Source organism: Variovorax sp. N23, assembly GCF_025486315.1.
Lineage (GTDB): Bacteria > Pseudomonadota > Gammaproteobacteria > Burkholderiales > Burkholderiaceae_C > Variovorax.
In genome coordinates, this window is sequence record NZ_JAOOPY010000017.1 from 125,454 (window position 1) to 137,046 (window position 11,593).

Below are 11,593 nucleotides of genomic sequence, written 5' to 3' on the forward strand. Positions count from 1 at the left end.
GGCATCGTGCGCCGTTCAGGAGAAGAGGTCGATCGGGTTGTTTCGCCGCAGCTTGCGCAAGGCGAAGAGCACCGCGCCGGCGCTCATGGCCAGGGCTGCCGCCAGGACACCGAGGGCGACCGTCCCGGTCAAGGTGAACGGCAGCATCGTCGCGCGCCCGAGGGCCTCATAGAGCCCGTAGGTCACCAGAAGCGAGGGCAGAAAGGCCAGGGTCGTGATGACGCCGGCGATCTGCAGCACCAGCGCGGTGAAGAAGCGGTCCTGGTAGCCCATGGCGCGCAGCACCGCGTACTCGGACAGGTTGAGGTCGATGATCCCTCGCAGCACCTCGAAGACGAACACCACGCCGATCAGGATGCCGATGGCGATGCCGAAGCCGAAGAGAACCCCGATGGGCGTCTCGCTGTTGAAATAGCGCCGCTCGGCCGCCACGAACGCGTCCTTCACATGCACCTGCGCCGCGTCCCCCACCCGAGCCGCGATCCGGTCGCGCACCGCCTCGGGATCAGCCCCCTCCCTGATCCGGACCGTCGCAATCGAGATGCGGTCCATCGGCAGTTGGAAGAATCGGTAGAAGTTGAGGTCGCTGGTGATCACATTGCCCGCCAGCGCGAAATCCGGCCCCAGCCCGAAGGTGCCGACTACCTCGACCCGCGGCGCCAGCGTGGATGCGGGCGACTGGATGTACAGCGTGACCGGTTCCTCACCCAGCGAGAGCTGCTGCACCACGGGCTTGAACTGCTGGCGTGAGAGACGATCGAGCAACGCCGTGTTCGGCAGCGCAAGCCGAGCGCGCTGCGCCTCGAGATCCTGGATACGAAAAGGCGCCGCGGCGGGGTCGAAGCCGACGAAGCGCGTGGCGATCGGCACCCCGGTCGAAGGGTCACGCAACTGGCCGATGAAGATATAGGCCCAGCGAACCGAGATCACATCGTCGACCGCGCTGGCTTGGTACGCCGCATCGCGCGGGAACCAGGGCGGGCTGTAGCCGATCGTCTGGAACTGCGGGCCCACCATCACGACATCGGCGTCGAGCGCGCGGTCGAGCTGCAGCACGCTGTCGAGCAAGGCGTTCTGAAAACCGATCTGCACGAAGACCAGCACGATCGCCACGCAGACGCCCGCGAACTTCCCGAGCATGCCCCAGCCCAGGTGCTGCAGCTGACGCAGCGCCAGCAGCGTGGAAAAGCGCAGTCTCATCGCGCTTGCGCGCGCCGCGTGTCGATGGAGACCGTCACCTCCGTCCCGACGAAGGCCGGCAGCGTCTGTCCGGGGAGCATCGAGACCTCGGCCTCCACGACGCGCGCGTCGCGGCCCCGGAGCACGTCGGTGGTGGGACGCTCGTTCACCGCGACGAGGCCGAGTACCTTGTCGAGCCGGCCGTTCAGCGGCTGGTTCAAACCGCGCACCGTGACGCGTGCATCCTGCCCGGCCGCCAGCCGGGGAGCGTCGAACTCGTTGACCTCCGCCACGACGATCAACCGTCCGAGGTCGGCCATGCGCAGCAGGCCCTCCGTGCCCAGCGCCGATCCGGCGCGTCCGTAGATCGCCAGCACCGTCCCTGCCGCCGGCGCACGGATCTCGGTCAACGCCAGTTGGGCACGTGCATGGGCCAGGCGGGCACGGGCCTGCTCGACGCGCCCCTCGGCCACCTGCAGGTCGACCCCCCGCACTTCGCTCAGCGCCGCCAGCGTCGCCGTCGCCTGCTGCAGGTTCTCGCGCGCGCGCTGCGTGTCCATCTGCTGCAGGTCGAGCGCCTCCCCGGAAATGAACTTCTGCTCGACGAGGTCCTGGGATCGGCGCAACTGCCGCGTCGATCGTTCCAGCTCAGCGCGCCGCGCGGCGACCACGGCACGCTGGGCGGCGATGTCGGACGCCTTGGCACCGGCCGCGGTCTGCGAGCGCTGGAGCGTCGCAAGGCGCAGCTCGCGCTCGGCGATCTCCGCTGCCGCGGACTCTCGTGCATGCGTGTCCAGCAGGGCAAGCACCTGGCCCGCGGCCACCCGCTCTCCTTCGACGACGCGCAGCTCGGCCACCGTACCGCCCGTGCTCGGCCCGCTGATCAACCGGACCCGCCCAACGGGCTCGATTCGCCCGCGGGCCACGACCGCTGACACCGGCTCGCCAGCGGGCAAGGCGTCGGAGCGCGAAGGCCCGGCAAGGAGCGTCACTCCGCCGATCGCCGCCGCGAGCAGCAGGACGGCTCGTGCGTGGCGCAGGCCAGCGGACACGTTGCGTGCGGATACCAAGCGTGATTCAGGCGCGTTCAAAAGGTGGTTTCCTCATCAGGTATCGAGTCGTCGCAGGCGTCCGTTTTCCATGTGGAGACGCCGATCGGCTGCGAAGAAGGAGCGCTCGTCGTGCGTTGCCATGATGACCACGCAACCCAGCTTGCGCGCCAGGTCCCGGATGAGCGTTACGACCAGCAGGCCCGACTCTGCGTCCAACGCCGCCGTCGGCTCGTCGGCGATGATCACATCGGGCATGCGCACGAGCGCCCTGGCGACGGCCACGCGCTGTTGCTCGCCGCCCGACATGGTCGAAGGGAAGTCGTTGCCCCGAGTGCCGAGGCCGACAGCCTTGAGCATGGCCTGCGCACGAATTCGGTTCATCTCGGGGTCGGATTCCGGCAGCAGATGCAGCCCCGATTCCACGTTCTCGTAGACCGAGAGGGACTTGAGCAGGTTGTGACGCTGGAAGATGAAGCCGATGCGCTGACGCGCCTCCACGAGGCCCTTGCGGTCGGTCTGCCCGAGTTCGCTCCCGTGAACCGACACCTGGCCTCTTTCGAACGAGCGCAGCGCGCCCAGGATCGTGAGCAGGGTGGTCTTGCCCGACCCCGAGGGCCCCGTGATGATGGTGATCTCGCCGTCTTCCGCGGTGAGCGAGACATCCTTGAGCACCTCGCGCGCCAGGGCGCCGGTGCCATAGGTGTAGGCGAGACCGCTGACCGACACGGGCATGGTCAGTGCGCGCCGGTGAAGCGGGCGCAGCCTGTCAGATGAACTGTGTTAACTCGCGGCAGCATGGTCGACATCAGGAAACGATGAACCGGCGTTCGCGGAGTGACCGCGTGGACGGGCGTGGCTAAATGTATCATTTTGTACCGCGCCTGCCCTGCCAAATTTTCTGGTGCATCGGGAAATTTCGCCGCGACACTGGTCGCAGGGTGCAACGCTCCGCTATGCGTTTTTTCGGCCGATCTCGAGCAGGGTATTGGCGTCGCCGCACCATCGACGCTGTCGGATGTTTTCGAACTCCATTTCTTCGTGCACGGTAGAGTACCAAGCCGTTTTTTGAACTCTATTTGCTTGTTTTGAACTCTATTAGCTTTGACCAGGTCCATGTGGATGCCGCCATCGTCGATCTCGACGGCACCCTGGTCGACACCCTCGGCGACTTCGTCGCCGCCCTGCACGCCATGCTCGCCGACCTCGGCCTGCCGATGGTGGACGCCGCCGCTGTCGGCCGCATGGTCGGCAAGGGGTCCGAGCATCTGATCCATGCCGTGCTGCATCACGTCGGCGCGCCGGATACGCGCTACGCGCAGGCCTATGCGCGCTACCAGCACCACTACCTGGGCATCAACGGCCGGTACTCGGCCGTCTACGCCGGCGCGTTCGCCGGCCTGCAGGCGATGCGCGAGCGCGGCTGGCGCTTGGCCTGCCTGACCAACAAGCCGACCGCTTTCGCCCGGCCGTTGCTCGCCGCCAAGGGGCTGGACGGCTTCTTCGAGGTGGTCTTCGGCGGCGACGCCTTCGCGCGGAAGAAGCCCGACCCGCTCCCCCTCCTCAAGACCTGCGAGGCGCTCGGCACGCTGCCGGCCCGCACGCTGATGGTCGGCGACTCGAGCAACGACGCGCAGGCGGCCCGCGCCGCCGGTTGTCCCGTGGTGCTGGTGAGCTACGGCTACAACCATGGCCAGCCCGTGCGCGACGTCGATGCCGACGCGGTCGTGGATTCGCTGGCTGAACTGGCCGGCGGCGCGACGCTCGGCTAAACTCGCCGCTCCATGTTCATTCATCACGTCATCAAGACAGGGCAAGGCTGCCGGGGAGCCTGGCTTTGGCGCACGCCATCGTCATTGCCTGTTTGATGGCACGGCGCACGCCGTGCGCCCGCGGCCCCGGTCCGAACGACCCGCGCCAGATTCCTGAATGACCCGCCAGCGACCGAACGAAGCGTCCGCTGGCCGACGGAGACCCCCACCGTGATCACCGAACTCGAATTCAAAAGCCTCAGCGCGCAGGGCTACAACCGCATCCCGCTGATGGTCGAGGCCTTTGCCGACCTCGAAACCCCGCTTTCGCTCTACCTGAAGCTGGCCCATACCAAGGACGGCGGCAAGTACAGCTTCCTGCTCGAATCCGTCGTCGGCGGCGAGCGCTTCGGGCGCTACAGCTTCATCGGCCTGCCGGCGCGCACGCTGATCCGCGCGAGCGGCTTCGGCGCCGCGGCGCGCACCGAGGTCGTGACCGACGGCCGGGTCGTCGAGACGGCCGAGGGCAACCCGCTGGACTTCATCGCCGCCTACCAGAAGCGCTTCAAGGTCGCGCTGCGGCCCGGCCTGCCGCGCTTCTGCGGCGGCCTGGCGGGCTACTTCGGCTACGACGCGGTGCGCTACATCGAGAAGAAGCTCGAGGCCAGTTGCCCGCCCGATACCCTCGGCTGCCCCGACATCCTGCTGTTGCAGTGCGAGGAACTGGCCGTCATCGACAACCTCTCGGGCAAGCTCTACCTGATCGTCTACGCCGACCCGGCCCAGCCCGAGGCCTATGCGAATGCCAAGCGCCGCCTTCGCGAACTGCGCGACCAGCTGAAGTACTCGGTCAGCGCGCCGCAGGTGAAGCCCTCGCAGCCGCACCCGGCCGAGCGTTCCTTCGCCAAGGCCGACTACATCGCCGCGGTCGAGCGTGCCAAGGAACTGATCGCCGGCGGCGACTTCATGCAGGTGCAGATCGGCCAGCGCATCAGCAAGCGCTACACCGAGTCGCCGCTGTCGCTCTACCGTGCGCTGCGTTCGCTCAACCCCTCGCCCTACATGTTCTATTACCACCTGGGCGATTTCCACGTGGTGGCGGCGTCGCCCGAGATCCTGGTGCGCCAGGAGAACACGGCCGATGGCGAGCAGAAGGTGACGATCCGCCCGCTGGCTGGCACGCGGCCGCGCGGTGCGTCGATGGAACTCGACAAGGCGGCCGAGCTGGAACTCATCAACGACCCGAAGGAGCGCGCCGAGCATGTGATGCTGATCGACCTGGCGCGCAACGACATCGGCCGCATCGCGAAGATCGGCACGGTGAAGGTGACCGAGGCCTTCGCGGTCGAGCGCTACAGCCACGTGATGCACATCGTGAGCAACGTCGAGGGCACGCTCAAGGACGGCATGACCGCCATCGACGTGCTCAAGGCCACCTTCCCGGCCGGCACGCTGACCGGCGCGCCCAAGGTGCATGCGATGGAACTCATCGACCAGCTCGAGCCGATCAAGCGCGGCCTCTACGGCGGTGCCTGCGGCTACATCAGCTATGCGGGCGACATGGACGTCGCCATCACGATCCGAACTGGCGTCATCAAGGACCAGGTGCTGCACGTGCAGGCTGCGGCCGGCGTGGTCGCCGACTCGGTGCCCGAACTGGAATGGAAGGAAACCGAAGCCAAGGCGCGTGCGCTGCTGCGCGCGGCCGAACTGGTGGAAGAGGGACTGGAATGATGGCCGACGACAACACACCGAACAACGATTTCTCGCACGAGATCATCGGCGCCGCCGTCGAGGTGCAGCGCGTGCTGGGCACGGGGCTGCCCGAAGCCGTGTACGCCGCTGCGCTCGCCATCGAGCTGGCCGAGCGCGAGATCGGCTTCGAGCGCGACGTGCCGGTCGCGGCGAGCTACAAGGGCCGCGCCCTCGGCGACGTGTGCCGCGCCGATTTCGTCATCGAACAGGCGATGGTGGTGCAGGTGCGTGCCGTCGATGCGCTCGACGACCTGCACCGCGCGCAGGCGCAGGCGGCAGTGCGGCTGTCGGGCCACCGGCTCGGCCTGCTCATCAACTTCAACGTCTTCCCCGTGGTAAAGGGCGTGCATCGGATCGGAGCCAAGCCATGAAGCTGCTGATGGTCGACAACTACGACTCCTTCACCTACAACATCGTCCAGTACTTCGGCGAGCTGGGGGCGGAGGTCGAGGTGGCGCGCAACGACGAGATCGATGTGGCGGGCATCGGCGAGCGCATCGCGGCCGGCACGGCGCGGCTGGTGATCTCGCCCGGGCCGTGCTCGCCGGCGGAGGCGGGCGTGTCGGTGGCGGCGATCCAGGCCTTCGCGGGCCAGCTGCCGATCCTCGGCGTGTGCCTCGGTCACCAGGCCATCGGCGCGGCCTTCGGCGGCAGGATCGTGCGCGCGCAGCAGCTCATGCACGGCAAGACCAGCGAGATCACGACCACGCGCGAAGGCGTGTTCGCCGGGCTGCCGGAGAAATTCATCGTGAACCGCTACCACTCGCTGGCGATCGAGCGCGACAGCTGCCCGGCCGAGCTGGCCATCACGGCAAGCACCTACGACGGCGAGATCATGGGCGTGCGCCACACCGGCTTCGCGCACGACGTGCGGATCGAGGGCGTGCAGTTCCATCCCGAATCCATCCTCACCGAGCACGGCCACGCCATGCTGAAAAATTTCCTGGACTGAGCCCATGCCGAACACCGCCACCGTCGACCTGCGCAGCGACACCGTCACCCAGCCCACGCCCGCCATGCGCGCGGCGATGGCCGCCGCGCCCCTGGGCGACGACGTGTTCGGCGCCGACCCGAGCGTTAACGCGCTGCAGGAGAAGATCGCGGCGATGCTCGGCTTCGAGGCCGCGCTCTTCATGCCCACCGGCACGCAGAGCAACCTCTGCGCGATCCTCGCGCACTGCGGCCGGGGCGACGAGTACATCGTGGGGCAGATGGCGCATTGCTACCGCTGGGAAGGCGGCGGCGCCGCGGTCTTGGGCAGCGTGCAGCCGCAGCCGCTCGACCACGCGCCCGACGGCACGCTGCCGCTGGCGCAGATCGAGGCGTCCATCAAGCCCGACGACGCGCACTTCGCGCGCACCCAGCTGCTGGCGCTGGAGAACACGCTGGGCGGCAAGCTGCTGCCCTTTGGCTACGTGCAGGCGGCCACCGACCTGGCCAGGTCGCGCGGGCTGCAGCGCCACCTCGACGGCGCACGCCTGTTCAACGCGGCGACCGCGCAGGCCGCGGCGCTGGGCACCGACGTGCGCGCCGAGGCGCGCCGCATCGCGCAGTGCTTCGACAGCGTATCGGTGTGCTTCAGCAAGGGGCTGGGCGCGCCGGTCGGCTCGGCGCTGTGCGGCTCGCGCGAGCTGATCGCACGGGCACATCGCATCCGCAAGATGGCGGGCGGCGGCATGCGCCAGGCCGGGCTGCTGGCGGCGGCCGCGTCGCACGCGCTCGACCACCACATCGACCGGCTCGCCAGCGACCATGCACTGGCGCAGCGGCTGGCGGCCGGGCTGGCGGGCATCGATGGCCTGCGGGTCGAGGCGCCGCAGACCAACATCGTCTTCGTCGACCTGGAAGGCGCTGCCGCGTCGCGCGCCACCGAGCTGCTGGCGCACCTGGACGCGCGCGGCATCCTGGCGACGGGGCTGTACCGGCTGCGCTTCGTCACGCACCTGGACGTGGACGCGGGCGGGGTCGATCGCGCGCTCGTCGCGATCCGCGAATTCTTCGCGCACTGAGGGCTCCGCGCATGCCGGACACCGCGCACCTCGTCGCCTTCATCGTCGCGGGCTGGCTGCTCAACCTGACGCCCGGCCCCGATGTGCTCTACATCGTGAGCAATGCGCTGCGCGCCGGTGTGCGAGCGGGCATCGTCGCGGGGCTGGGCATCACCGCGGGCTGCTTCGTGCACATCGTGGCGGCGGCCGTGGGCGTGGGCACCTTGCTGGCCGCCTCGACGGAGGCCTTCACGGTGCTCAAGGTCCTCGGCGCGGGCTACCTGCTGTATATGGGCGCGCGCATGCTGCTCGCCAGGCCATCGCCCGCGGTGGCGACCGATGCCGCACCGGTCGTCGATGCGCCGCGCGGGTTGCGAGCGATCTTCATGGGCGGCTTCTGGACGAACGTGCTCAACCCCAAGGTTGCGCTGTTCTTCCTGGCCTTCGTGCCGCAGTTCATCGCACCCGACGCCCGCAACAAGACGCTGGCCTTCGTGCTGCTGGGGCTGCTGTTCAACCTCAATGCCATTCCGGTCAACACCGGCTGGGCCGTGGCCGCCGGCTGGCTGGCGCGCCGCGGCACCGTGCGCCACTGGATGCGCGCACTCGACCGCGTGGCCGGCGCCATGTTCATCGGTTTCGGCATCAAGCTCGCGCTGTCCGACAACCCGCTTTCTTCGACCACAAACTGACACGGGAGACACCATGCCCATCACCCCCCAGGAAGCGCTGCAGCGCACCATCGAGCACCGCGAGGTGTTCCACGACGAGATGCTGCACATCGTGCGCCTCATCATGAGCGGCGAGTGTTCGCCGGTGATGATGGCGGCGCTGATCACCGGCCTGCGCGTGAAGAAGGAAACCATCGGCGAGATCACCGCCGCCGCGCAGGTGATGCGCGAGGTCGCGACCAAGGTGTCGGTGGCGGACACGACGCACCTGGTCGACATCGTCGGCACCGGCGGCGACGGCTCGCACACCTTCAACATCTCGACCTGCTCAATGTTCGTGGCGGCCGCGGCGGGCGCCAAGGTCAGCAAGCACGGCGGGCGCAGCGTGAGCAGCAAGTCGGGCAGCGCCGACGTGCTGGAGGCGCTGGGCGTCAACATCAACCTCAAGCCCGAGCAGATCGCCCAGTGCATTGCCGACGTCGGCATCGGCTTCATGTTCGCGCCCAACCATCACCCGGCGATGAAGAACGTCGCGCCGGTGCGCAAGGAACTGGGCATCAAGACCATCTTCAACATCCTCGGGCCGCTGACCAATCCGGCCGGTGCGCCGAACATCCTGATGGGCGTGTTTCACCCTGACCTCGTGGGCATCCAGGTGCGCGCGTTGCAGCGCCTGGGCGCCGAACACGCCCTCGTGGTCTACGGCCGCGACGGCATGGACGAGATCTCGCTCGGCGCGGCCACGATGGTCGGCGAGCTCAGGGACGGCGAGATCCGCGAGTACGAACTGCATCCCGAGGACTTCGGCTTCGCGATGTCGAGCAACCGCGCGCTGCGCGTCGAGACGCCCGAGCAGTCGATGGCGATGCTGCGCGGCGTGCTCGACAACGAGCCCGGCGCGGCCCGCGACATCGTGCTGCTCAACGCGGGCGCCGCGCTGTACGCCGCCAATGTGGCCACCTCGATCGCCGAGGGCGTGGCGAAGTCGCGTGCTGCGCTCGACAGCGGCGCGGCCAAGGCCAAGCTGGCCGAGCTCGTGGCCGCCACGGCCGCCTTCTGACAAGAGAGAAAGCCAGACCCATGTCCGACATCCTGAAAAAGATCGTGGCCGTCAAGCACGAGGAAATTGCCGCCGCCAGAAAGCGCAGCCCGCTGGAGGCCGTGCGCTTCGACGCCGAGAGCCGCGTGCTCACCCGCGACTTCGTGGGTGCGCTGCGCGGCAAGATCGCCGCAGGTCAAGCTGCGGTCATCGCCGAGGTCAAGAAGGCCAGCCCGAGCAAGGGCGTGCTGCGCGCCGACTTCATCCCGGCCGACATCGCGCAGAGCTACGCCGAGGGCGATGGCGCCATCAGCGCGGCCTGCCTGTCGGTGCTGACCGATCGGCAGTTTTTCCAGGGCGGCGTCGACTACCTGAAGCAGGCGCGCGCGTCGTGCGAGCTGCCGGTGCTGCGCAAGGACTTCATGGTCGATGCGTACCAGATCTACGAGTCGCGCGCGATGGGCGCCGACGCGGTGCTGCTGATCGCGGCGTGCCTCGACGATGCGCAGATGAAGGACTTCGAGGCGATCGCCATGGGGCTCGGCATGGCCGTTCTGGTCGAGGTGCACGACGGCGCGGAGCTCGATCGCGCGCTGAAACTCAAGACGTCGCTGATCGGCGTGAACAACCGCAATCTGCGCACCTTCGAGGTGTCGATCCAGGCCACGCTCGACCTGCGCTCGCGGGTGCCGGCCGAGCGCCTGCTGGTCACCGAATCGGGCATCACGACACGCGAAGACGTGGCGCGGCTGCGTGCTGCGGACATCCATGCCTTCCTGGTCGGCGAAGCCTTCATGCGCGCGCCCGAGCCTGGGGAGGCGCTGGCGGATCTGTTCCGGTGATGGCGGCGACGCAACTCACGAGCGCCGACCCGGCGGACTGGCCGGTCGCACCGGGCTGGCAGGCGCTGGTCGACGACTTCTTTGCGAGCGCGGCGGGCGTGAAGCTGCAGGGGTTTCTGCGCGAACGGCTGGAGGCCGGCGCGGTCATCTTCCCGCCGCAGCCGCTGCGTGCGCTGGAGCTCACGCCGCCCGAACAGGTGCGCGTCGTGATCCTCGGGCAGGACCCGTACCACGGCCGCGGGCAGGCCGAGGGTCTGGCGTTCTCGGTCGCCCCCGGTGTGCCGTTGCCGCCGTCGCTGCGCAACATCTTCAAGGAGCTGCAGCGTGACCTCGGCACCCCGCCGCCGACCTTCCCGCAGCCCGGCGGTAGCCTGGTGCGCTGGGCCACGCACGGCGTGCTGCTGCTCAACACCTGCCTGACGGTGGAGGAGGGGCAGGCGGCCAGTCACGCGGGGCGCGGCTGGGAGGTGCTGACCGATGCGGTGATCCGGCACGTGGCCGCTGGCGATCGTCCGGTCGTGTTCATGCTGTGGGGCTCGCACGCGCAGAGCAAGCGGGCGCTGATCGACGCGGATCGCCACCGGGTCCTGACCGCCAACCACCCGTCGCCGCTCTCGGCGCTGCGTCCGCCCCTGCCTTTCATCGGCTGCGGCCACTTCGGCCAGGCGCGTGCCTGGCGGGAGCAGCATGCAGGTTGAAGGCGATGCTCCTGTTTTCGTAGCGCGTCGCATGGGTGCAACGGCATGAGGGTTCAAAACACGGGTTTCCACCCCTTGGCGTGATGCGGCGGCTTCGGAACTGACTTCAAACCGTGCTATATTTCGAGGTTCGCCGGAGAGGTGGCCGAGTGGTTAATGGCAGCAGACTGTAAATCTGCCCTCTTACGAGTACGCTGGTTCGAATCCAGCCCTCTCCACCAGCGATGAATTTGGTTTCTAGGAGCGATTGGATCTAGCGCTTTGGGTGCCGTGAAATGCCCCCGATGCGGGAGTAGTTCAATGGTAGAACCCCAGCCTTCCAAGCTGATGACGCGGGTTCGATTCCCGTCTCCCGCTCCATGAGGCCTGGTTCCTGGTTGGTGTCTTCGGTGTTGATTGCCCTTTTGGCTCAGTGGTAGAGCACTCCCTTGGTAAGGGAGAGGTCGCGGGTCCGATTCCCGCAAAGGGCACCAGATTTCGGGGTTGCAGCCGTCGCGCGTGCGGCCCCATGTGAATGTGTTGATCTCGTTTTTTTCGGAGTCGAGAAAATGGCAAAAGGTAAATTCACCCGCACCAAGCCGCACGTGAACGTGGGCACGATCGGTCACGTTGACCATGGCA

The 11,593-nt window shown here is 68.0% G+C and carries 12 protein-coding genes, 3 tRNA genes and 1 pseudogene; 13 read left to right on the plus strand and 3 right to left on the minus strand.

Features of this window, described 5'->3' with window-relative positions; genetic code table 11:
• Nucleotides 1-15 precede the first annotated feature (15 nt).
• The 3 genes from N8A90_RS21870 to N8A90_RS21880 are packed head-to-tail and all read right to left on the minus strand — an operon-like array spanning nt 16 to nt 2,963.
• Nucleotides 16-1,200 (minus strand): FtsX-like permease family protein, encoded by a 1,185-nt coding sequence (locus N8A90_RS21870; protein ID WP_262077302.1) that lies wholly within the window; start codon nt 1,198-1,200, stop codon nt 16-18.
• Nucleotides 1,197-2,270, minus strand: a complete 1,074-nt coding sequence (locus N8A90_RS21875; protein ID WP_262077304.1) for an HlyD family efflux transporter periplasmic adaptor subunit — start codon at nt 2,268-2,270, stop codon at nt 1,197-1,199. Before N8A90_RS21875 ends, N8A90_RS21870 begins: the two co-directional genes overlap by 4 nt.
• A gap of 15 nt (nt 2,271-2,285) precedes the next feature.
• Nucleotides 2,286-2,963, minus strand: coding sequence for an ABC transporter ATP-binding protein (locus N8A90_RS21880; RefSeq protein ID WP_262077306.1), 678 nt, complete (start codon nt 2,961-2,963; stop codon nt 2,286-2,288).
• Between the two features lie 353 nt (nt 2,964-3,316).
• Between N8A90_RS21880 and gph the strand changes: the two genes are divergently transcribed.
• From gph to N8A90_RS21945, 13 genes and pseudogenes are all read left to right on the plus strand, one after another.
• Nucleotides 3,317-4,000: a phosphoglycolate phosphatase gene (gene gph, locus N8A90_RS21885; protein ID WP_262077308.1), complete on the plus strand. Its 684-nt coding sequence runs from the start codon at nt 3,317-3,319 to the stop codon at nt 3,998-4,000.
• A gap of 210 nt (nt 4,001-4,210) precedes the next feature.
• The gene (gene trpE / locus N8A90_RS21890) at nt 4,211-5,713 is read left to right on the plus strand and encodes an anthranilate synthase component I (RefSeq protein ID WP_262077310.1); all 1,503 of its coding nucleotides are present in this window, start codon (nt 4,211-4,213) and stop codon (nt 5,711-5,713) included.
• The gene (locus N8A90_RS21895) at nt 5,710-6,105 is read left to right on the plus strand and encodes a GxxExxY protein (RefSeq protein ID WP_262077312.1); all 396 of its coding nucleotides are present in this window, start codon (nt 5,710-5,712) and stop codon (nt 6,103-6,105) included. The genes trpE and N8A90_RS21895 overlap by 4 nt, the downstream gene beginning before the upstream one ends.
• On the plus strand, nt 6,102-6,686 hold the full coding sequence (locus N8A90_RS21900) for an anthranilate synthase component II (RefSeq protein ID WP_262077314.1): 585 nt from the start codon (nt 6,102-6,104) through the stop codon (nt 6,684-6,686). The genes N8A90_RS21895 and N8A90_RS21900 overlap by 4 nt, the downstream gene beginning before the upstream one ends.
• 4 nt (nt 6,687-6,690) lie before the next feature.
• Nucleotides 6,691-7,743 carry a low-specificity L-threonine aldolase gene (ltaE, locus tag N8A90_RS21905; protein ID WP_262077315.1) on the plus strand — a complete coding sequence of 351 codons (1,053 nt, stop codon included), beginning with the start codon at nt 6,691-6,693 and terminating at the stop codon, nt 7,741-7,743.
• Nucleotides 7,744-7,754: 11 nt separating this feature from the next.
• The gene (locus N8A90_RS21910) at nt 7,755-8,414 is read left to right on the plus strand and encodes a LysE family translocator (protein ID WP_262077317.1); all 660 of its coding nucleotides are present in this window, start codon (nt 7,755-7,757) and stop codon (nt 8,412-8,414) included.
• Between the two features lie 13 nt (nt 8,415-8,427).
• Nucleotides 8,428-9,453 carry an anthranilate phosphoribosyltransferase gene (gene trpD / locus N8A90_RS21915; protein ID WP_262077319.1) on the plus strand — a complete coding sequence of 342 codons (1,026 nt, stop codon included), beginning with the start codon at nt 8,428-8,430 and terminating at the stop codon, nt 9,451-9,453.
• A gap of 20 nt (nt 9,454-9,473) precedes the next feature.
• Nucleotides 9,474-10,274 carry an indole-3-glycerol phosphate synthase TrpC gene (gene trpC / locus N8A90_RS21920; protein WP_262077321.1) on the plus strand — a complete coding sequence of 267 codons (801 nt, stop codon included), beginning with the start codon at nt 9,474-9,476 and terminating at the stop codon, nt 10,272-10,274.
• A complete protein-coding gene (locus tag N8A90_RS21925) occupies nt 10,274-10,972 on the plus strand; it encodes a uracil-DNA glycosylase (protein WP_262077322.1) in 699 nt (232 codons plus the stop codon). Before trpC ends, N8A90_RS21925 begins: the two co-directional genes overlap by 1 nt.
• Nucleotides 10,973-11,107: 135 nt before the next feature.
• Nucleotides 11,108-11,193: transfer RNA gene (locus N8A90_RS21930), tRNA-Tyr, on the plus strand.
• 65 nt (nt 11,194-11,258) lie between these two features.
• Nucleotides 11,259-11,332 (plus strand) — tRNA-Gly (locus tag N8A90_RS21935).
• A 38-nt stretch (nt 11,333-11,370) separates the two neighbouring features.
• Nucleotides 11,371-11,445 (plus strand) — tRNA-Thr (locus N8A90_RS21940).
• 75 nt (nt 11,446-11,520) lie between these two features.
• Nucleotides 11,521-11,593: pseudogene (locus N8A90_RS21945) on the plus strand (elongation factor Tu); the annotation flags it as partial.